17 protein-coding genes are annotated in these 20919 nt (G+C 61.0%); 12 read left to right on the forward strand and 5 right to left on the reverse strand.

Annotation, left to right across the window (positions count from 1 at the left end; all coding sequences use genetic code 11):
• Positions 1–145: 145 nt before the first annotated feature.
• Both D8U60_RS04960 and D8U60_RS04965 read right to left on the reverse strand, forming a co-directional pair.
• A complete protein-coding gene (locus D8U60_RS04960; protein ID WP_041479657.1) occupies positions 146–1639 on the reverse strand; it encodes a CoA-acylating methylmalonate-semialdehyde dehydrogenase in 1494 nt (497 codons plus the stop codon).
• Between the two features lie 74 nt (positions 1640–1713).
• Complete coding sequence (locus D8U60_RS04965) at positions 1714–3063, reverse strand: aspartate aminotransferase family protein (protein ID WP_130899611.1); 1350 nt, start codon at positions 3061–3063, stop codon at positions 1714–1716.
• A gap of 137 nt (positions 3064–3200) precedes the next feature.
• Between D8U60_RS04965 and D8U60_RS04970 the strand changes: the two genes are divergently transcribed.
• The 9 genes from D8U60_RS04970 to D8U60_RS05015 all read left to right on the forward strand — a co-directional run bounded on the left by D8U60_RS04970 (position 3201) and on the right by D8U60_RS05015 (position 13711).
• A complete protein-coding gene (locus tag D8U60_RS04970) occupies positions 3201–4121 on the forward strand; it encodes a LysR family transcriptional regulator (protein ID WP_130899612.1) in 921 nt (306 codons plus the stop codon).
• A gap of 115 nt (positions 4122–4236) precedes the next feature.
• Positions 4237–5625, forward strand: a complete 1389-nt coding sequence (locus tag D8U60_RS04975) for a nucleobase:cation symporter-2 family protein (RefSeq protein ID WP_130899613.1) — start codon at positions 4237–4239, stop codon at positions 5623–5625.
• An 88-nt stretch (positions 5626–5713) separates the two neighbouring features.
• Entirely contained in the window at positions 5714–6364 is a 651-nt protein-coding gene (locus tag D8U60_RS04980) for a TetR/AcrR family transcriptional regulator (RefSeq protein ID WP_016771809.1), read from the forward strand.
• Positions 6365–6371: 7 nt separating this feature from the next.
• Entirely contained in the window at positions 6372–6953 is a 582-nt protein-coding gene (locus tag D8U60_RS04985) for a YigZ family protein (RefSeq protein ID WP_130899614.1), read from the forward strand.
• Positions 6954–7552: 599 nt separating this feature from the next.
• A complete protein-coding gene (locus D8U60_RS04990; protein WP_130899615.1) occupies positions 7553–9100 on the forward strand; it encodes an ABC transporter ATP-binding protein in 1548 nt (515 codons plus the stop codon).
• 12 nt (positions 9101–9112) lie between these two features.
• Positions 9113–10219: an ABC transporter permease gene (locus D8U60_RS04995; RefSeq protein WP_130899616.1), complete on the forward strand. Its 1107-nt coding sequence runs from the start codon at positions 9113–9115 to the stop codon at positions 10217–10219.
• Positions 10219–11145 (forward strand): ABC transporter permease, encoded by a 927-nt coding sequence (locus D8U60_RS05000; protein ID WP_041479652.1) that lies wholly within the window; start codon positions 10219–10221, stop codon positions 11143–11145. Before D8U60_RS04995 ends, D8U60_RS05000 begins: the two co-directional genes overlap by 1 nt.
• 276 nt (positions 11146–11421) lie before the next feature.
• A complete protein-coding gene (locus D8U60_RS05005; protein ID WP_016771812.1) occupies positions 11422–12108 on the forward strand; it encodes an SDR family oxidoreductase in 687 nt (228 codons plus the stop codon).
• 244 nt (positions 12109–12352) lie between these two features.
• A complete protein-coding gene (locus tag D8U60_RS05015) occupies positions 12353–13711 on the forward strand; it encodes an 8-oxoguanine deaminase (RefSeq protein WP_016771813.1) in 1359 nt (452 codons plus the stop codon).
• 120 nt (positions 13712–13831) lie between these two features.
• Here D8U60_RS05015 and D8U60_RS05020 read toward each other — a convergent pair whose 3' ends face one another.
• On the reverse strand, positions 13832–14923 hold the full coding sequence (locus D8U60_RS05020) for a calcium:proton antiporter (RefSeq protein WP_130899618.1): 1092 nt from the start codon (positions 14921–14923) through the stop codon (positions 13832–13834).
• A 274-nt stretch (positions 14924–15197) separates the two neighbouring features.
• Between D8U60_RS05020 and D8U60_RS05025 the strand changes: the two genes are divergently transcribed.
• From D8U60_RS05025 to D8U60_RS05035, 3 genes are all read left to right on the forward strand, one after another.
• Positions 15198–16271 (forward strand): BMP family ABC transporter substrate-binding protein, encoded by a 1074-nt coding sequence (locus D8U60_RS05025; protein ID WP_016771815.1) that lies wholly within the window; start codon positions 15198–15200, stop codon positions 16269–16271.
• 145 nt (positions 16272–16416) lie between these two features.
• Positions 16417–17382 carry a 2-oxoglutarate and iron-dependent oxygenase domain-containing protein gene (locus tag D8U60_RS05030; RefSeq protein WP_130899619.1) on the forward strand — a complete coding sequence of 322 codons (966 nt, stop codon included), beginning with the start codon at positions 16417–16419 and terminating at the stop codon, positions 17380–17382.
• Between the two features lie 80 nt (positions 17383–17462).
• Entirely contained in the window at positions 17463–18416 is a 954-nt protein-coding gene (locus D8U60_RS05035; protein WP_024011466.1) for an adenosine deaminase, read from the forward strand.
• Between the two features lie 126 nt (positions 18417–18542).
• On the opposite strand, the gene D8U60_RS05040 is transcribed toward D8U60_RS05035, so the two are convergent.
• Positions 18543–19925 (reverse strand): MFS transporter, encoded by a 1383-nt coding sequence (locus D8U60_RS05040; RefSeq protein WP_130899620.1) that lies wholly within the window; start codon positions 19923–19925, stop codon positions 18543–18545.
• A 127-nt stretch (positions 19926–20052) separates the two neighbouring features.
• Complete coding sequence (locus D8U60_RS05045; protein WP_016771819.1) at positions 20053–20787, reverse strand: helix-turn-helix transcriptional regulator; 735 nt, start codon at positions 20785–20787, stop codon at positions 20053–20055.
• Positions 20788–20919 lie beyond the last annotated feature (132 nt).

Below are 20919 nucleotides of genomic sequence, written 5' to 3' on the forward strand. Positions count from 1 at the left end.
TTTCGACTGCGCCGGAAGTGGGGCGAATTATAGACCTCTGGAATCTGCCGTCAACACCTATTTTCATATTTCTGTCATATCGGTCAAAAAGCCCCGAAAACGCGAAGGCCGACCTGAAAGGTCGGCCTTCTGCACATCCAGCTACTTATAAGCTAGGGAATGCGAACTGCGAAGCTTCATGGCTTGCACGCTGCGGCCAGCGCTGGGTGATCGCCTTGCGACGAGTATAGAAGCGCACGCCATCCGGACCATACGCGTGCAGGTCGCCAAACAGCGAACGCTTCCAGCCGCCGAAGCTGTGATAAGCCACCGGCACCGGCAGCGGCACGTTGACGCCGACCATGCCGACTTCGATCTCGTCACAGAACAGCCGCGCCGCTTCGCCGTCACGGGTGAAGATGCAGGTGCCGTTGCCGTATTCGTGATCATTGATCAGTTGCATCGCCTCTTCCAGGCTGTTCACCCGCACCACGCACAGCACCGGCCCGAAGATCTCTTCTTTATAGATGCGCATCTCTGGAGTGACGTTGTCGAACAGGCAGCCACCGAGGAAGAAGCCGTCTTCATGCCCGGCGACGCTCAGACCGCGGCCATCGACCACCAGGGTCGCGCCCGCCGCCACACCGTCATCCACATAACCACTGACCTTGTCACGCGCCTGACCGGTAACCAACGGCCCCATGTCCAGACCGCACGAGGTACCCGCACCGATTTTCAGCGCTTTGATCTGTGGAACCAGTTTCGCCACCAGCGCGTCCGCGACCTGATCGCCAACACACACGGCCACCGAGATGGCCATGCAGCGTTCGCCGCAGGAACCGTAGGCCGCGCCCATCAGTGCACTCACCGCATTGTCCAGATCGGCATCCGGCATCAGTACCGCGTGGTTCTTCGCGCCGCCCAGTGCCTGAACGCGTTTGCCGCGCTTGGTGCCTTCGGCGTAGATGTATTCGGCAATCGGTGTCGAACCGACGAAGCTCAGCGCTTTGACTTCCGGCGCTTCGATCAACGCGTCCACCGCCGTCTTGTCACCATGGACCACACTCATCACGCCTTTCGGCAATCCTGCTTCCAGCAGCAACTGGGCGATCAGCAGCGTCGAGCTTGGATCGCGCTCAGATGGCTTGAGGATGAAGCAGTTGCCGCAGACGATCGCCAGCGGGTACATCCACAGCGGGACCATGGCCGGGAAGTTGAACGGGGTGATACCGGCCACAATCCCCAACGGCTGGAAGTCCGACCAGGCGTCGATGTTCGGGCCGACGTTGCGGCTGTACTCGCCCTTGAGGATTTCCGGGGCGGCGCAGGCGAACTCGACGTTCTCGATACCGCGCTTCAATTCACCGGCGGCGTCTTCCAGGGTCTTGCCGTGCTCTTCGCTGATCAGTTGCGAGATGCGCGCCTCGTTCTGCTCAAGCAGTTGCTTGAAACGGAACATCACTTGGGCGCGTTTTGCCGGCGGCGTGTTGCGCCAGGCCGGGAACGCGGCCTTGGCGGCATCGATGGCTTTCTGAATGGTGGCCTGGCTGGCCAATGGCAGTTTATGGATCGCCTGGCCGGTAGACGGGTTGAACACATCCACCGCGCGACCGTTCTCGGTCACCAGTTCGCCATTGATCAAATGCGGGATAACGCTCATCGAACACTCCTGAATTCTGGTCAGCAGGCGCCGCAAGAGGCGCCTGCTGTTTCGTACATATATAGAAGGAAAAATCAGTCGAGCTTGTTCAGCACTTCGCCGACCGCGTCGAACAAACGATCGAGGTCTTGCGGCTTGCTGTTGAAGGTTGGGCCAAACTGCAGGGTGTCGCCGCCGAAGCGCACGTAGAACCCGGCTTTCCACAGGGCCATGCCCGCTTCGAAAGGACGCACGATGGCATCACCGTCTCGCCCGGCAATCTGGATCGCGCCGGCCAGGCCGTAGTTACGGATGTCGATGACGTTCTTCGAGCCTTTCAGACCGTGCAGCGCGTTCTCGAAATGCGGCGCGACTTCGGCGACGCTCTGCACCAGGTGTTCTTTTTGCAGCAGGTCGAGTGCTGCGAGGCCGGCGGCACAGGCCACCGGGTGCGCCGAATAGGTGTAGCCATGGGGGAATTCCACGGCGTATTCCGGCGTCGGCTGGTTCATGAAGGTCTGGTAGATCTCGGAGCTGGCAATCACCGCGCCCATCGGAATCGCGCCGTTGGTGACTTGCTTGGCGATGCACATCAGGTCTGGAGTCACGCCGAAGCTCTCGGCGCCGAACATCGAACCGGTGCGGCCGAAACCGGTGATCACTTCATCGAACACCAGCAGGATGTTGTGCTGATCGCAGATCTCGCGCAGACGCTTGAGGTAACCCTGCGGCGGAACCAGCACCCCTGCAGAGCCGGCCATCGGCTCAACGAACACCGCAGCGATGTTGGAAGCGTCGTGCAGCTCGATCAACTTCAGCAGTTCATCGGCCAAAGCAATACCGCCCTGCTCCGGCATGCCACGGGAAAACGCGTTGCTCGCCAGCAGTGTGTGCGGCAGGTGATCGACATCCATCATCGCCTGACCGAACAGCTTGCGGTTGCCGTTGACGCCGCCGAGGCTCGTGCCGGCGATGTTCACACCGTGGTAGCCACGGGCGCGGCCGATCATTTTGGTCTTGGTCGCCTGACCTTTCAGGCGCCAGTAGGCACGGACCATTTTCACCGCAGTATCGGCGCACTCGGAACCAGAGTCGGTGAAGAACACGTGGTTCAGATTGCCCGGGGTCAGCTCAGTGATTTTCTCTGCCAGTTGAAACGACAACGGATGGCCGTACTGGAAACCCGGCGAGTAATCGAGAGTGCCCAGCTGTTTCGCAACGGCTTCCTGAATTTCCTTGCGGGTGTGCCCGGCGCCGCAGGTCCACAGACCGGACAGTGAGTCGTAGATCTTGCGGCCCTTGTCATCGAACAGCCAGCTGCCTTCAGCGCCGACGATCAGACGCGGGTCGCGCTGAAAGTTGCGGTTGGCGGTGTACGGCATCCAGTGCGCGTCCAGCTTCAGTTGGCTGGCCAGTGGCGACGGCGCGTTTTCAGGCATGTTCATCGGGCAAAACCTCGCAGGGCATAAGCGTCAGAGAGATGGAAAGCGTTGTTGCAGCTAAATTGCCACGGCGATAAAGTCGGTGAAATCCAACTCTTCTAACCTTCAGTTAGATCATTGCTAAACAAAGAGAACAAGAAATGAGCAGCCGCCGCGCCGATCCATTGGCCCAGGTCAGTGATTTTGATATTCGCCTGCTGCGGATTTTTCGCAGCGTCGTGGAGTGTGGCGGCTTCTCCGCAGCGGAAACCGTGCTTGGCATCGGCCGCTCGGCGATCAGCCAGCAGATGAGCGATCTGGAGCAGCGCCTCGGCTTGCGCTTGTGTCAGCGTGGCCGGGCCGGATTTTCCCTGACCGAGGAAGGTCGTGAGGTGTATCAGTCGGCACTACAGCTGTTAAGTGCACTGGAGAGTTTCCGCACTGAGGTCAACGGCCTGCACCAACACCTGCGCGGCGAGCTGATCATCGGCCTCACCGACAACCTCGTCACCCTGCCGCACATGCGCATCACCCACGCCCTCGCGCAGTTAAAAGAACGCGGGCCGGATGTGCAGATCCAGATTCGCATGACTGCACCAAACGAAGTTGAACAAGGTGTGCTCGACGGGCGCCTGCACGTTGGCGTGGTGCCGCAGGCCAGCGCTTTGTCGGGACTGGAATATCAGCCGTTGTACAGCGAGCGTTCGCTGCTGTATTGCGCGGTGGGTCATCCGCTGTTTTATGTCGACGACAAGCAACTCGATGATCAACGCCTCGACAGTCAGGACGCGATTGCGCCGACCTTCCGTCTACCGGCGGAGATTCAAGCGCACTATCAAGCGCTCAATTGCACTGCCAGTGCTTCGGATCGTGAGGGCATGGCATTTCTGATTCTGACCGGACGCTACATCGGCTACCTGCCGGATCACTACGCCAATCTTTGGGTGCAGCAGGGGCGCTTGCGTGCACTCAAGGCCGGCACGCGTTTTTACGATTTGAGTCTGGCATCGGTCACGCGCAAGGGGCGGCGCCCTCATTTGGTGCTGGAAAGTTTCCTCGAGAGTCTGGCCGCAACGCGATAGATAAGCGCGCAGAGCCCAGCCCGGCTGAGCCTCATCGACAGAATCCAGGAATAACCTGAGCAAGTGGACAGGTTTTTGCAGAGAAGGGGTAACTCTCCTTCAAGAAGCCAAAGCCATGCAGCCAGATTCCGATTCATCCAGTGAACTGATCTACGGCCTCAACGACCGCCCCAAACCACTCGCCGCCATTCTCGCCGCGCTGCAACACGTGCTCGCGAGTTTCGTCGGCATCATCACCCCGCCACTGGTGATCGGTTCCGCGCTCGGGCTGACCGCGCATCTACCGTACCTGATCAGCATGGCGCTGATGGTCTCGGGCGTCGGCACCTTTATCCAGGCGCGGCGACCGTTCGGCATTGGCGCGGGGATGATCTGTCTGCAAGGCACCAGTTTCGCGTTTCTCGGTGCGGTGCTGTCGGCCGGGTTTCTGGTCAAGCAGCGCGGCGGCAGCCCGGAAGATATTCTGGCGATGATTTTCGGCGTGTGCTTTTTCGGCGCAATCGTGCAGATCGTGCTCAGCCGTTTCATCGGTCAGTTGCGCCGAGTGGTGACACCGCTGGTGACCGGCATCGTCATCACGCTGATCGGCATCAGCCTGATCAAGGTCGGCATCACCGATCTGGGTGGCGGCTTCAACGCGCCGGACTTCGGCGCGCCGGGCAATCTGGCCTTGGGCGTGTTCGTGCTGCTGACGATCATTCTGCTCAACCGCTCGAATACGCCGTGGGTGCGACTGTCGGCGATCATAATCGGACTGGTGCTCGGCAGCCTCGCGGCGTGGTTCAGCGGGAAACTGGTCCCGCAGCCGTTGCCTGACTTGCCGCTGGTGAGTTTTCCTACGCCGTTCAAGTTCGGATTCAACTTCGACTGGACGGCTTTCCTGCCGGTCGCGCTGATTTACCTGATCAGCACCATCGAAACCGTCGGCGACCTCACCGCCAACTGCATGCTCGCCCGCCAACCGATCAGCGGCCCTTCTTATATAAGCCGCTTGCGCGGTGGCGTGCTTGGCGATGGCGTGAGCTGCATGATCGCGGCGACCTTCAGCGCCTTCCCCAACACAACGTTCGCGCAGAACAACGGCGTGATCCAATTGACCGGCGTTGCCAGCCGCTACGTCGGCCTGTACATCGGCGCGATCCTGTTCTGCCTCGGCCTGTTCCCGATGATCGGCGCGGTGCTGCAACAGATTCCGAAACCGGTGCTGGGCGGCGCAACGCTGGTGATGTTCGGCGCTGTGGCGGCGGCGGGCGTGCGTATTCTCGCGCAGTCGCCGCTGGACCGGCGCAGCATGTTGATCATCGCCACTTCGTTCGGCGTCGGCCTCGGCATCGCCGCGCAACCGAACCTGCTGCACCTGCTGCCGAAACTGGTGCAGAACCTGTTCGACTCGGCGATCACCAGCGGCGGGCTGACGGCAATCGTCCTCTGTCTGTTGTTGCCGGAAGGCAAAACCACCGAGACAAAAAGCCCCGCGTCATTGAACAAGATCGAACAGGCGTAACTGTTTTTCCGCGCAAGGACTTGTCGGATGCCTGTGGGTGCGCTATCAACGCAACTGGTTGCACCCACAGACAATCCCGGAAGTGCCTATGACCTTTGAAGTCCCAGCCCACGGCGGCAAACCCGCCAGCCGCATTCGTCAGAAGAACGAAGAGACCATTCTCAAAGCCGCCGAAGACGAGTTCGCCCGTCACGGGTTCAAAGGCACCAGCATGAACACCATCGCGCAGAATGCCGGGCTGCCCAAGGCCAACCTGCATTACTACTTCACCAACAAGCTCGGTTTGTATGTGGCGGTGCTGAGCAACATCATCGAGTTGTGGGACAGCACCTTCAACACCCTCACTGCCGAGGATGACCCGGCCGAAGCGCTGACCCGCTACATCCGCGCGAAGATGGAATTCTCCCGCCGCCAGCCACAGGCTTCGCGAATCTTCGCCATGGAAGTGATCAGCGGCGGCGAATGCCTGAGCGAATATTTCAATCAGGATTACCGCACCTGGTTCACCGGGCGCGCGGCGGTATTTCAGGCGTGGATCGATGCGGGCAAAATGGACCCGGTCGACCCGGTGCACCTGATTTTCCTGCTGTGGGGCAGCACCCAGCATTATGCCGACTTCGCCACGCAAATCTGCCGCGTCACCGGGCGCAGCAAGTTGACCAAGCAGGACATGGAAGACGCCGGCAACAACCTGATCCGCATCATTCTCAAAGGCTGCGGCCTCACTCCTTCTCTATAAGACGTTTATGCCTTTCACCCTCAGCGGTTTTTGCGAGTACCGCGAAGAGATTCGCAAAAGCCGTTTCATCACTCTGGCGACGCCGATCAGCAGCCCCGCCGATGCGCAGGCGTTTTTCGAGCAGCACAGCGATTTGAATGCCACGCACAATTGCTGGGCGTGGAAACTCGGCGCGCAATACCGCAGCACTGACGACGGCGAGCCGGGCGGCACGGCCGGGCGCCCCATTCTGGCGGCGATAGAAGCTCAGGATTGCGATCAGGTCGCGGTGCTGGTGATTCGCTGGTACGGCGGCATTCAACTGGGCACCGGCGGTTTGGCCCGGGCCTATGGCGGTGGCGCCAACAAGTGCCTGCAAGCGGCGCAGAAAGTCGAGCTGATCAGCCGCGTACCGCTGAGTTGCGCCTGTGGATTTGCCGAGTTGGCGCTGGTGAAGTTGCGCGTGGCCGATCTCGGTGGATTGGTGGTGGAGGAGAACTTCACAGCCAATGGTGTTGAGTTGAAGCTGGCGGTGGGGGAAGCGCAGATCGACGTGTTGCAGAGTCAGTTGGCGGATCTGAGCCGTGGGCGGATTTTGTTGCAGCGTTGAGAGTGGAAGATCAAAAGATCGCAGCCTTCGGCAGCTCCTACAGGGGATCGCATTCCAATTGTAGGAGCTGCGGAACGCTGCGATCTTTTAGGGCATTCCCCAATTGGCGACTTGCCCACATCGGCTGTGCACCCGACTGTGGATAACCTGAGCACATACCGCTGTAACCCTTCTGTCATGCGGCTTTGCGGGATTTGTTCAATTTTCGTTCAATTGACCCGACGAAAGGGAAATCCAGCGTAAAAACAAACAGTTACCTTCGTTTATGACCATTAGAACAAAGCATCGCAGTGCTTATGCCCACCCTCGGCGCTTGCGCACAATTACTGTGGAGCAACCTGTGGATAAGCCGTTCATGACCGCCGCAGCTGCTGGATCTGTCTGGCTCCCAGGCAGTTGCTCATTTTTTAACCAACTACAAGCGGGCAAAACTGGAGCCTGTTCAATGGCTTTGCGCTGAATTGGTGCTCGATCGAAAGACAAAACGCCCGCCGATGCGCTGCTGTCGGCACTTGCGGCTGGCTCCGCAAGCGTTCCTGACTCAATGGCCAGGAAATTGCTTTATCCACAGGCACAACTCCAAGCCAGTCGAGCCTGTCATGTCCATCGCCCCTTCCCCACCGCGCCTGCAACTGCGCCAGATCAGCAAACGCTACCCCGGTTGTCTGGCCAACGACGCCATCGACCTGAGCATCGCGCCGGGTGAGATCCATGCCCTGCTCGGTGAAAACGGCGCGGGCAAAAGTACGTTGATGAAGATCATTTACGGGGTCACCCAGTGCGACAGCGGTGAAATGCTCTGGCAGGGTCAGCGCGTGCAGATGCGCAATCCGGCGCAGGCGCGGCAGTTGGGCATTGGCATGGTGTTCCAGCATTTCTCGCTGTTCGAAACCCTCAGCGTGGCGCAGAACATTGCCCTCGCGATGGGCGCGGCGGCCGGCACGCCGAAGCAACTGGAGCCGAAGATTCGCGAAGTATCGCGGCGTTACGGCATGGCGCTGGAGCCGGAGCGACTTGTCCACAGCCTGTCGATCGGCGAGCGCCAGCGGGTGGAAATCATCCGTTGCCTGATGCAGGACATCCGCCTGCTGATTCTCGACGAGCCGACCTCAGTACTGACGCCGCAAGAGGCGGACGAATTGTTCATCACCCTGCGGCGCCTTGCCGCCGAGGGCTGCAGCATTCTGTTTATCAGCCACAAGCTCGGTGAAGTGCGCGCCTTGTGCCATAGCGCCACGGTGCTGCGCGGCGGCCGGGTTGCCGGGCATTGCGAGCCCGCCGAATGTTCGGACCAGCAACTGGCGCAAATGATGGTCGGTGAAGCGGCGGCATTGATTGGCGAGTATCCGAAGGTCAGCGGTGGCGCGGCGTTTCTGCAGGTGCAGGGTTTGAGCTGGCACAACCCGGATCCGTTCGGTTGCTCGCTGACCGACATCGACCTGCAAGTGCGCAGCGGTGAAATCGTCGGCATCGCCGGGGTCGCGGGCAATGGGCAGGATGAGTTGCTCGCCCTGCTCAGCGGCGAACAGCCCTTACCGCGCGCGCAGGCGGCGACCCTTCGCTTCGTAGAGAAAAACGTTGCCGATCTGCGCCCGGATGCGCGGCGCAAACTGGGTCTGGCCTTCGTGCCGGCCGAACGCCTCGGCCACGGCGCGGTGCCGGAGTTGAGTCTGGCCGATAACGCGCTGCTCAGTGCTTTCCAGCAAGGACTGGTCAGCCACGGGTTGATCCAACGCGGCAAAGTCGAAGCCCTCGCGCAGCAGATCATCCAGCGTTTCGGCGTGAAGACCCCGGACACGCAAACCGCTGCGCGCAGCCTGTCCGGCGGCAACTTGCAGAAATTCATCCTCGGCCGGGAAATTCTTCAGCAACCGAAACTGCTGATCGCCGCGCACCCGACCTGGGGCGTCGACGTCGGTGCCGCCGCCACCATTCATCGCGCCTTGATTGCCCTGCGCGATGCCGGCGCGGCGATTCTGGTGATTTCCGAAGACCTCGATGAGCTGTTCCAGATCAGCGATCGCCTCGGCGCGCTGTGCGGCGGGCGTCTGTCGGCGCTGCAAGACACTGGCGCTACACAACTGAGCGATGTCGGCGCGTGGATGGCCGGCCAGTTCGATCACTCACCTCGCACCGCCTCGGTTTAACGGAGTTTCAACATGCTGCTTTCCCTCGAACCCCGTGGCCAGCAATCGCGCCTGATGCTGTGGTGCTCGCCATTATTGGCGGCGGCGCTGACACTCGGCTGCGGCTCGCTGTTGTTCATCGCGCTGGGCCACGACCCACTGCAAACCTTGCACACACTGCTGATCGCACCGGTCAGCGATTTGTATGGCGTGTCTGAATTGCTGGTCAAGGCGCTGCCGATTCTGCTCTGCGCACTCGGCCTGGCCGTGGCCTATCAGGCGCGGATCTGGAACATCGGCGCCGAAGGCCAACTTCTACTTGGCGCCTTGGCCGGCAGTGCTCTGGCGGTGAACATTATTGGTATGCAAAGTCGCTGGGCGCTGGTGCTGATTCTGCTGACCGGCACGCTGGCGGGCGCCGCATGGGCCGGGCTCACCGCATGGCTGCGCACGCGCTTCAATGCCAACGAAATCCTCACCAGCATCATGCTCAACTACATCGCGCTGAACCTGCTGCTGTTCTGCGTGCACGGGCCGTTGAAGGATCCGGCGGGCTTCAATTTCCCCGAGTCGGCCATGTTCGGCGACGCCAGTCGTTTGCCGCTGCTGCTGGAGGACGGCCGCGTGCATGCCGGTGTGTATTTCGCCTTGCTCGCGCTGGTTGCAGTGTGGGTGTTGTTGCAGAAAAGCTTCATCGGCTTCCAGATCAAAGTGCTCGGGCTGGACAAGCGTGCGGCAGGTTTTGTCGGCTTCCGCGAGAAGCGCCTGATCTGGCTGGCGCTGTTGATCAGCGGTGGTCTGGCCGGGCTCGCCGGGGTCTGCGAAGTGACCGGGCCGATCGGCCAACTGGTGCCCCAAGTGTCGCCGGGCTATGGCTACGCGGCGATCACCGTGGCGTTTCTCGGACGGCTGAATCCGATCGGCATTCTGTTCTCCAGTCTGCTCATGGCGCTGCTGTACATCGGCGGCGAGAGCGCGCAGATGTCGCTCAATCTGCCGCAAGCGATCACCCAATTGTTCCAGGGCATGATGCTGTTTTTCCTGCTCGCCTGCGACGTGCTGATTCTCTATCGGCCACGCCTGAAACTGCGCTGGACCCGGCGCGCCTCGACCCCTGCCGTAACCGCCGGAGCGCTGTGATGGATATCGATCTGTTGAGCAATATTTTCTACGCAATGGTCCGCTGCGGCACGCCGCTGTTGCTGGTGGCATTGGGTGAGTTGATCTGCGAGAAAAGCGGCGTCCTCAACCTCGGCCAGGAAGGCATGATGCTGTTCGGTGCGGTGATCGGTTTTATCGTCGCGCTGAACAGCGGCAACCTGTGGCTGGGTGTGCTGCTGGCGATGTTGGCCGGGATGTTGTTGTCGTCACTGTTTGCCCTGGTCGCGCTGGTGTTCAACGCCAATCAGGTGGCCACCGGTTTGGCCCTGACGATCTTTGGCGTCGGGCTTTCGACGTTTGTCGGCGCGGCATGGGTGGGTAAGCCGCTGGCGGGTTTCGAGCCTCTGGCGATTCCGTATCTGAGTGAGATCCCGCTGATCGGGCGGATGCTGTTTGCCCAGGATCTGCTGGTGTATCTGTCGTTCGCCCTGTTTGCGCTGGTGGCGTGGGTGATCATCAAAAGCCGTGTCGGCCTGATCATTCAGGCGGTCGGAGAAAACCCGGATGCGGCCAGCGCGATGGGCTTGCCGGTGCTGACCGTGCGTACCTTGGCGGTGTTGTTCGGCGGAGCAATGGCCGGGCTGGCCGGGGCGTATCTGTCGCTGGCCTACACACCGATGTGGGCAGAGAACATGACCGCAGGGCGCGGCTGGATCGCTCTGGCGCTGGTGGTGTTTGCCAGTTGGCGGGTGTGGCGCTTGCTGCTAGGGGCGTATCTGTTCGGCCTCGCCAGCATTCTGCATTTGGTGGCGCAGGGGCTAGGACTGGCGATTCCTTCGAGCCTGCTGGCGATGCTGCCGTATGTGGCGACGATTTTGGTGCTGGTGTTGCTGTCCCGCGATGCCGTGCGCACTCGTCTGTATGCGCCGGTTTCGTTGGGGCAGCCGTGGCAATCGGGACACTGATCGTTGTCAGAGCGGGCCTCTTCGCGAGCAGGCTCGCTCCCACAGGGGATCTGAGTGAACGCGGGCAAATGTGGGAGCGAGCCTGCTCGCGAAAGCGTCCGCACAGGCAACACTTGAACCACGCCTCATGATTGTTTCTGATCAAACACCCTCGAGAAACTCAAGAAGCCTGGAGTATGCTCCGGGGTCAAAGCCTGTTTTCGCCAAGCGCTGCAACTGTGGCCCGGTCAGGCGTGTCCATTGAATCCTGAATGCTGACTTTCAAGGAAACCCATCATGTCTCAGGCAAAAAACGCACTGATCATCGGCGCCTCCCGCGGCTTGGGCCTCGGTCTGGTGAAGACCCTGCTGGGCGATGGCTGGCAAGTGACCGCGACGGTGCGCAATCCGCAGAAGGCCGAGGCGCTGCAAGCGCTGGGTGACGTGCGCATCGAGAAGCTCGACATGGACGATCAGCAAGCGGTGATCGCTCTGAGCCAGAAACTCAAGGGCGAAACCTTCGATCTGTTGTTCGTCAACGCCGGGGTCAAAGGCCCGGACGTGCAGACGCCGGGCGGTGCGACCCTGGCCGAGGTCGGGCAACTGTTTTTCACCAACGCAGTGGCGCCGATCAATCTGGCCCAGCGTTTCGTCGGGCAGATTCGCGACGGCAGCGGCGTGCTGGCGTTCATGAGTTCGGTACTCGGCAGCGTGACCATGCCCGACGCGCCGGAGCTGGCGTTGTACAAGGCGAGCAAAGCGGCGCTGAATTCGATGACCAACAGTTTTGTCACGCAACTGGGTGAACAGAAACTCACCGTACTGTCGTTGCACCCGGGCTGGGTGAAGACCGACATGGGCGGCGAAGGTGCCGATCTCGATGTCGAGACCAGTACCCGCGGGCTGATCGACCAGGTCAATGCGTTCACCGGCAAGGGCGGGCATCACTTCGTGAACTACAAGGGCGAAACCATTCCCTGGTAAGCACACGAATCTCCTGTGTAGGAGCTGCCGAAGGCTGCGATCTTTTGATTTTCAAGAAGATCAAAAGATCGCAGCCTTCGGCAGCTCCTACAGAGGAAGCGTGGTGAATGGTCGGGTGGCGCTTGCCCGGCGCGGCGATTTGTTTGAAACTGCGCGCCTCGTCCTTCGCGGCGACCCTGGATCAGCAGACAGGGCAACACTGAGCTGGCAACCCTGAACCCAACTTTCAGAGGAGCCGGCCACAATGCCTGCGACCCGTACCTGGTTAAAGAATCCCCTCGCCATTTTCACCTCCAACGAGCTTGATGCCCGTGGCGGTCTTGTCGTGCAAGACGGTGTCATCGTCGAAGTCCTCGCTGCCGGTCAGCAGCCGTCGGCGCCGTGCAATGAAGTGTTCGATGCCCGCGAGCATGTGATCCTGCCGGGCCTGATCAACACTCACCACCACTTCTATCAAACCCTGACTCGCGCCTGGGCGCCGGTGGTCAATCAGCCGCTGTTTCCGTGGTTGAAAACCCTGTACCCGGTATGGGCGCGGCTGACGCCTGAAAAACTCGCCCTCGCCACGAAAGTGGCGCTGGCCGAATTACTGCTCTCGGGTTGCACTACGGCTGCCGACCATCACTATCTGTTCCCGGACGGTCTGGAAAACGCCATCGACGTGCAGGTCGAAACGGTGCGCGAACTGGGCATGCGCGCCATGCTCACGCGCGGCTCGATGAGCCTTGGCGAGAAGGACGGCGGTCTGCCTCCACAACAAACGGTGCAGGAAGGCCAGGTGATTCTCGACGACAGCCAGCGGCTGATTCACGAGTATCACGAGCGTGGCGACGGCGCGCAGATCCAGATCGCCCTGGCGCCATGTTCACCATTTTCGGTGACCCCGGAAATCATGTCGGCCAGCGCTGATCTGGCGAACAAACTCGATGTGCGTCTGCACACCCACCTCGCTGAAACCCTCGATGAAGAAGACTTCTGCCTGCAACGCTTCGGTCTGCGCACCGTCGATTATCTGGACAGCGTCGGCTGGCTCGGCCCGCGAACCTGGCTGGCCCACGGCATCCATTTCAACCCCGACGAAATCGCCCGCCTCGGCCAGGCCGGTACCGGCATCTGCCACTGCCCAAGCTCGAACATGCGCCTGGCGTCCGGCATCTGCCCGAGCATCGAGCTGACCGACGCCGGCGCGCTGTTCGGTCTTGGCGTTGACGGTTCGGCGTCCAACGATGCCTCGAACATGATCCTTGAAGCGCGTCAGGCCCTGTACATCCAGCGCCTGCGCTACGGCGCCGAAAAGATCACCCCGGAGCGCGTGCTGGGCTGGGCGACCAAGGGTTCGGCGAGCCTGCTCGGTCGCAGCGACATCGGCGAAATCGCCGTGGGCAAACAGGCGGATCTGGCGTTGTTCAAGCTCGATGAACTGCGCTTCTCCGGTAGCCATGATCCGATTTCGGCGTTGCTGCTGTGCGGCGCCGATCGGGCGGATCGCGTGATGATTGGCGGCAAGTGGCGTGTGGTTGATGGTCAGGTTGAAGGGCTGGACCTGAAAGGTTTGATCGCCGATCACAGCCAGGCGGCTCGGCAGCTGATCGCCGGCACCTGATCCGATCATTAATCCCTGTGGGAGCGGGCTTGCCCGCGATGGGGGTGTGTCCGGTACATATATGGTTTCTGACACACCGCAATCGCGGGCAAGCCCGCTCCCACAGGTTTTTCAGCGTCCCTATAGGCCCAGTAGGGACAGCATGATGAATGTGGCAAACAGCACAAAGTGCGTCATGCCCTCAATGGCGTTGGTTTCGCCGTCATTGAGGTTGATCGCGCTGACGATCAGGGTGATGAAGATCATCACCGTTTGCACCGGAGTCATTGCCATCTGAAATGGCTGGCCGGTGTACAGCGCCATCGCTTCCATCACCGGTACGGTCAGAATCACCGTCGACAGTGACGCGCCCATCGCAATGTTGACCACCGACTGCATGCGATTGGCCAGTGCCGCACGCAGTGCAGTCAGAATCTCCGGCGCCGCCGAAATCGCTGCCACCAGAATCGCCGTGATCACCGGCGGCGCGCCCGTGCCTTCCAGGCCCAGATCGAGGGTCTTGGACATCACCTCGGCCAGTGCGCCGATGATCACCACCCCCGACACCAGAATGCCGATCGACAGCGCCAGGCTGACCGGCTTCGGCTCCTGCTCGACCGGCTCCTTCTTGCGACGTTTGTCCGGGTAGCTGTAGCTGAAAAAGTAACTGTGCGGGCCGACCTGCATGCGCAGGAACAGCGCGTAAAGCACCATCATCGCGCCGATGGTGAACGCCGAATAGATCTTCCAGTTGGCCTCGGGAATGAACTCCGGTACCACCATCGACACGCCCATCGCGGTGAGAATCATCACGCTGTAGCTGCGCGCCGAATCGTCGTTGTAGGACTGCTCGCCGTGTTTGATCCCGCCCATCAGTGCGGCGAGGCCGAGGATGCCGTTGATGTCGAGCATCACCGCTGAATAAATCGTGTCGCGCACCAGTGTTGCCGAGGCTTCGTTGCTCATCATGATCGCCAGAATCACCACTTCGACCAGCACCGCCGAGAGCGTGAGGATCATCGTGCCGTAGGGATCGCCGACCTTTTCCGCGAGCAGTTCGGCGTGATGAGCGACGCGCATCGAGGCGGCGACAATAAAGGCGATCAGCAGCAGACCGCCGCCCAGCGCGACGATCTGGCCGCTGTGCAGCAGCCAATGTTCCAGCGGATAAGCGACGCACGCTGCAAGGACTGCCAGCAGCAGGAAGCTTTCTTGTTTGAGGATCGAGAGCATGACGGGCCTTTTGCCGAAAAGAGCTGATGAAGCTACTGACTGCCGCGCGCCGCTAACGTTTCGTTACATCTTTGCGCACCAACCCATGGCGCGTACACGCTGACTTGCACTGCGTTGGTTCCGACGCTGAAAAGATCGCAGCCTTCGGCAGCTCCTACAGGTCCGCATTCCCATGTAGGAGCCGCCGAAGGCTGCGATCTTTTTGTTTTGTTGTCCTTTTGGTCAGCAATTTGCATTGGCCCTGAGCACACACAACAAAATGGAGTTCGGGTTCATGCCAATACGTCCGCTGCACAAACTGCTGTACGCCGCCATCGGTCTGGGAATCAGCCTGAGCGCCAGCGCTGCCGATCCGCTGAAGGTCGGTTTCGTCTACATCGGCCCGATCGGTGACCACGGCTGGACGTATCAGCACGAACAGGGGCGCAAGGCCCTGGCGGAAAAACTCGGCACGCAGATCACCACCAACTACGTGGAAAACGTCGCCGAGGGCGCCGACGCCGAACGGGTGATCCGCAACATGGCCAAGGACAAATACGACCTGATCTTCACCACGTCTTTCGGCTACATGAACCCGACAGTGAAAGTCGCCAAGCAATTCCCCAAGGTCACTTTCGAACACGCCACAGGCTACAAGCAGGACAAGAACCTCGGCACTTACCTGGCGCGCACTTACGAGGGCCGTTACGTCGGCGGTTTCCTCGCGGCGAAGATGACCAAGACCAAGAAGATCGGCTACGTCGCCTCGTTCCCGATTCCGGAAGTGATCCGCGACATCAACGCCATCCAGCTGGCCCTGAACAAGTACAACCCTGGCACCGAAATCAAAGTGGTGTGGGTCAACTCCTGGTTCGATCCGGGCAAGGAAGCCGACGCCGCCAACGCGCTGATCGATCAAGGCGTCGACGTGGTGTTCCAGCACACCGACAGCCCGGCGCCGATCCAGGCCGCCGAACGGCGCGGCGTGTATGCCGTGGGCTACGCCTCGGACATGGCCCACTTCGGCCCGAAAGCGGTGCTGACCTCGATCGTCAACGACTGGGCGCCGCACTACATTCAGGCGACGCAGAGCGTGATCGACCACACCTGGAAATCTCAGGATTACTGGGGCGGGTTGAAGGAAGGCACGGTGGAACTGCCGATCAGCGATCTGGTGCCGGCGCCGGTCAAAGCCGAAGCCGAGCAGCTGATCGCCGACATCAAGAGCGGCGCATTGCAGCCGTTTACCGGGCCGATCAAGGATCAGGCCGGTGTGGAAAAAATCCCCGCGGGCGTGAGCGCGACCAATGCGGAACTGGCTTCGATGAATTATTACGTTGAAGGCATGAAGGCCGAGATGCCGAAGTAGTCCCCCGATTCACCACACAAAACCCTGTGGGAGCGAGCCTGCTCGCGAAAGCGGTGTGTCATTAAACAAAAATGTTGTCTGACACTCCCTCTTCGCGAGCAGGCTCGCTCCCACATTGGAAACACAGCGTATTCAAGGATTGTGTATGGATCAGCTTCCGATCATTGATATCAGCCCGCTCTATGGCGACGACGAAAACGCCTGGCCTGCGGTGGCCGAACAAATCGACCAAGCCTGTCGCGAGTGGGGCTTTTTCTACATCAAGGGCCATCCGATCTCGGCGCAGCGCATCGACGATCTGCTCGATCACGCCCAGCGCTTCTTTGCCCTGCCAGCCGCAGAAAAACTGAAGATCGACATTACCCAGACCCGCCATCATCGCGGCTACGGTGCGATTGCCACCGAGCAACTGGACCCGGACAAACCCAGTGACCTCAAAGAAACCTTCGACATGGGCCTGCACCTGCCGAACGAACATCCCGAGGTGCTCGCGGAAAAACCCTTGCGCGGCCCCAATCGGCATCCGGCGCAACCCGGCTGGGAAACGCTGATGGAGCAGCATTACCTCGACATGCAGGCGCTGGCGCAAACCCTGTTGCGGGCGATGACCATTGCGCTGGGCATCGAGCGCGACTTCTTCGATTCGCGCTTTGTCGACCCGGTCAGCGTGTTGCGCATGATCCATTATCCGCCGCGTCACACCGCCAGCTCCGCCGAGCAGCAAGGCGCCGGTGCCCATACCGATTACGGCTGCATCACCCTGCTCTATCAGGACAGCGCCGGCGGTTTGCAGGTGAAGAACGTCAAAGGTGAATGGATCGACGCGCCACCGATTGACGGCACGTTCGTGGTCAACCTCGGCGACATGATGGCGCGCTGGAGCAACGACCGTTATCGCTCGACGCCGCACCGGGTGATCAGCCCGCTGGGCGTGGATCGCTATTCGATGCCGTTCTTCGCCGAACCGCACCCGGACACGCGCATCGAATGCCTGCCCGGTTGTCAGGACGCACAGCATCCGGCGAAATATCCGACCACCACCTGTGCCGAATTCCTGCTGTCGCGCTTCGCCGATACCTACGCCTATCGCCGTGAACAAGAGGCGGTTTGATCGATCACCTGGTCAGGTTTTGCCAATTGTTGCGGCCAGCCTCTGTAGAATGCCGGCATTGCACCTGATGAGAAAAGACTATGTACGACTGGCTCAACGCCCTGCCCAAAGCCGAACTGCACCTGCATCTGGAAGGTTCGCTGGAGCCTGAACTGCTGTTCGCCCTGGCCGAACGCAACAAGATCGCCCTGCCGTGGAGCGACGTCGAAACCCTGCGCAAGGCTTATGCCTTCAACAATCTGCAGGAATTTCTCGACCTGTATTACCAGGGCGCCGATGTGCTGCGCACCTCGCAGGACTTCTATGACCTGACCTGGGCCTACCTGCTGCGCTGCAAAGCACAGAACGTGATTCATACCGAACCGTTCTTCGATCCGCAGACCCACACCGACCGGGGCATCCCGTTCGAAGTGGTGCTCAACGGCATCGCCGCCGCGCTCAAGGATGGCGAGACGCAACTGGGCATCAGCAGCGGTTTGATCCTCAGCTTCCTGCGCCACCTCAGCGAAGACGAAGCGCAGAAAACCCTCGATCAGGCGCTGCCGTTCCGTGATGCGTTTGTCGCGGTCGGGCTCGACAGTTCCGAGATGGGCCACCCGCCGAGCAAATTCAAACGCGTCTTCGATCGCGCCCGCGACGAAGGCTTCCTCACCGTCGCCCACGCCGGTGAAGAAGGCCCGCCGGAATACATCTGGGAAGCCATCGACCTGCTGAAAATCCAGCGCATCGACCATGGCGTGCGCGCCATCGAAGACGAGCGCCTGATGCAGCGGATCATCGACGAGCAGATCCCCCTGACCGTGTGCCCGCTGTCGAACACCAAGCTCTGCGTGTTCGATCACATGTCGCAGCACAACATCCTCGACATGCTCGAGCGCGGCGTGAAGGTCACGGTGAACTCCGATGACCCGGCGTATTTCGGCGGGTACGTGACCGAGAACTTCCATGCGCTGCATGAACATCTGGGCATGACCCAGGATCAGGCCAAGCGCCTGGCGCAGAACAGCCTGGATGCGCGGTTGGTAAAACCGTAAGCAACTGCAAAATCACATCAATACCTGTGGGAGCGGGCTTGCCCGCGATAGCGGATTGTCAGTCAACATAGATGTTGAATTTGCTGGCCCCATCGCGGGCAAGCCCGCTCCCACAGGGTGCTGCGTTTATTTGAATAGCTGCGCTTCAGTAAGCTCTTCAAGGGTCTTGCCCCGCGTCTCCATCCCGAACAGCCACACCACGCCCGCCGCAATCGCGAAGCACGCCGCGCCCAGCGCGAACACCCCGCCCTGCCCGGTAATCGGGAACACCAGCCCGGTCACCAGTGGCCCGAGCAGTGAGCCGACGCGGCCGATGGCCGAGGCGAATCCCGAGCCGGTTGCCCGTGCCGAAGTCGGGTACAGCTCCGGGGTGTAGGTGTAGAGCACCGCCCACATGCCGAACAGGAAAAACTGCATCAACAATCCGGTGCCGATCAGCAACGCGACGTTGCCGCCGAACACCGCGCTCTGCCCATACAGAAACGCCATCACCCCGCCGCCGAGCAGGGTGACGATGCACACCGGTTTGCGCCCCCAACGCTCGACCAGCCACGCCGCCATGAGGAAGCCGGGAATCCCGCCGAGCGAGATCAGCACGGTGTAATACACCGATTGCGTCACGGCGAAACCCGACTGCTGCAGCAATGCGCTGAGCCAGGAAGTCAGCCCGTAGAAACCCAGCAATGCGAAGAACCACAGACTCCAGATCATCGTCGTGCGCTGGCGATATTGCGGCGACCAGATCTGCTTGAGTGCCGAGAAGAAATTACCCGGTGGCGTCACCGTGCGTGGCAAACGAACCGGTTCCGGTAACGCCGCACCGCCCAGCGAAGCACGCACCCGCGCTTCAATGCCGTTCAACACTTTGTCCGCGTCGGCGTCGCGCCCGGCCTGTTCCAGCCAGCGCGGTGACTCAGGGATGAAAAAGCGGATCGCCAGAACGAACACCGCCGGCACCGCCAGTACCAGGAAGATATCGCGCCAGCCAATCAGCGGCAGCAGGAAATACGAGAGCACACCCGCCGCGACAAAACCCAGCGGCCAGAAGCCGTCCATCAGGGCGATGTGGCGCCCGCGCCGTTGTGCTGGGATCAATTCCGACAGCATCGACTGCGCGATGGGAAACTCCATGCCCATGCCAATTCCGAGCAGGATGCGAAACAGCGTCAGCGTCTCCACCGTCTGCGCCGTCGAACACAGGTAACTGGCCACGCCCCACAACACGATGCTCCACTGAAACACCGGTTTGCGCCCGAAGCGGTCGGCGAGCATTCCCGACAGCGACGCCCCGAGCACCATGCCGAAGAAGCTCGAGCTGGCCAGCAGCCCTGCTTGCGCACTGCTCAGGCCGAACTCGGCTTTGATCGAGCCGAGCAGGAAAGTCATCATCGCCAGATCCATGGAGTCGAAGAAAAACGCCAAGGCAATGATGATGAAAATGACGCGGTGATAACCGCTGAGCGGCAGCCGTTCCAGGCGCTCAGCCGCACTAAAGCGTTGTGTATTCATGTTGTGCTCCCCCATCCGGAAAATCCCCGGATCGAGTGTGCGCGATGGTCATTCAGAGGTCGTACTGGATGCGACCTGTTCACAGCCGTGGACGACGTCAGCCTTCAGCTAATCGCCGAGCAACGCTCTAGAACGCTGTTTCCAGCTCGGTTTCCTTGGCAAAGCGATGGATTTCGCGCTGGCCGGTGGCGGTCAACTGCAAGGCGCGGGAATCGTTGGGCAAGGTCAGCCAGCCGGACTGCATGAACAACTGCAACAGCGCCGCGCCCAGTGAGCCGCCCATGTGCGGACGGCGCTCGCTCCAGTCCGGGCAGGCGCAGGCGACCTGCACGTTGCGGTGGGCCAGGGCCTGGATGAACACTCCGCGCTGGGCCAGTCGGGTGGAGCCCTTGTGCGTCACCACCACCCGCTGCTCAAGCTGTTCGATCCAGCCGGCATCGAGCAGGCGCTGATACAGGTCGGCCGCCAAAGTACCGCCCAGATGATCGTCGCAGAACCGCGCACGCAACAGCGAAGACGGCGCCGCCTGTGGTCTGACCATGGGAGCCGTGCGTTTCAGCGCATCAGGGATTTGCCGTGGCGCGCTGGCAATGGTGGCGCTGGCCAGTGCTTCGATCGCCGCGCCGATTTCCGGTGCCGCCAGGCGAAAGAAGCGTTTGCGCCCACGCATTTCGATGTTCAACAGCCCCCCTGCGGACAGGCGTCCCAGATGCGCACTGGCCGACGACGGCGAGAGCCCGGCCAGCAGCGCCAGCTCTTCGGCTTGCCGCGCCGAGCCATCCATCAACGCCCACATCATCGCGCTGCGCTTGGGGTCGGCCAGCAATGTCGCGATCTGGCTGATGCACGGTGCATGTTCCATATGTTCACTCCCTGTTGAATCGTATCGTCTACCGCTCGGAGACATCCTGGCCGGTTATGGGGCATCGGCCAACACGCGAAAATCGCCCGGGATCGGTGGCAAGGGATGCCACCGACACCAGCTGCTCCGGCA

It is taken from the genome of Pseudomonas sp. Sample_11 (genome assembly GCF_004307505.1).
Classification (GTDB): Bacteria; Pseudomonadota; Gammaproteobacteria; order Pseudomonadales; family Pseudomonadaceae; genus Aquipseudomonas; species Aquipseudomonas atacamensis.

Coding starts and splice junctions, on each gene's coding strand:
- D8U60_RS04985 (WP_130899614.1), top strand. CDS start 6,372: ATGCCTTTCACCCTCAGCGGTTTTTGCGAGTACCGCGAAGAGATTCGC.
- D8U60_RS05005 (WP_016771812.1), top strand. CDS start 11,422: ATGTCTCAGGCAAAAAACGCACTGATCATCGGCGCCTCCCGCGGCTTG.
- D8U60_RS05025 (WP_016771815.1), top strand. CDS start 15,198: ATGCCAATACGTCCGCTGCACAAACTGCTGTACGCCGCCATCGGTCTG.
- D8U60_RS05015 (WP_016771813.1), top strand. CDS start 12,353: ATGCCTGCGACCCGTACCTGGTTAAAGAATCCCCTCGCCATTTTCACC.
- D8U60_RS05040 (WP_130899620.1), bottom strand. CDS start 19,925: ATGAATACACAACGCTTTAGTGCGGCTGAGCGCCTGGAACGGCTGCCG.
- D8U60_RS04980 (WP_016771809.1), top strand. CDS start 5,714: ATGACCTTTGAAGTCCCAGCCCACGGCGGCAAACCCGCCAGCCGCATT.
- D8U60_RS04960 (WP_041479657.1), bottom strand. CDS start 1,639: ATGAGCGTTATCCCGCATTTGATCAATGGCGAACTGGTGACCGAGAAC.
- D8U60_RS04965 (WP_130899611.1), bottom strand. CDS start 3,063: ATGAACATGCCTGAAAACGCGCCGTCGCCACTGGCCAGCCAACTGAAG.
- D8U60_RS04995 (WP_130899616.1), top strand. CDS start 9,113: ATGCTGCTTTCCCTCGAACCCCGTGGCCAGCAATCGCGCCTGATGCTG.
- D8U60_RS04975 (WP_130899613.1), top strand. CDS start 4,237: ATGCAGCCAGATTCCGATTCATCCAGTGAACTGATCTACGGCCTCAAC.
- D8U60_RS04970 (WP_130899612.1), top strand. CDS start 3,201: ATGAGCAGCCGCCGCGCCGATCCATTGGCCCAGGTCAGTGATTTTGAT.
- D8U60_RS05045 (WP_016771819.1), bottom strand. CDS start 20,787: ATGGAACATGCACCGTGCATCAGCCAGATCGCGACATTGCTGGCCGAC.
- D8U60_RS05035 (WP_024011466.1), top strand. CDS start 17,463: ATGTACGACTGGCTCAACGCCCTGCCCAAAGCCGAACTGCACCTGCAT.
- D8U60_RS04990 (WP_130899615.1), top strand. CDS start 7,553: ATGTCCATCGCCCCTTCCCCACCGCGCCTGCAACTGCGCCAGATCAGC.
- D8U60_RS05000 (WP_041479652.1), top strand. CDS start 10,219: ATGGATATCGATCTGTTGAGCAATATTTTCTACGCAATGGTCCGCTGC.
- D8U60_RS05020 (WP_130899618.1), bottom strand. CDS start 14,923: ATGCTCTCGATCCTCAAACAAGAAAGCTTCCTGCTGCTGGCAGTCCTT.
- D8U60_RS05030 (WP_130899619.1), top strand. CDS start 16,417: ATGGATCAGCTTCCGATCATTGATATCAGCCCGCTCTATGGCGACGAC.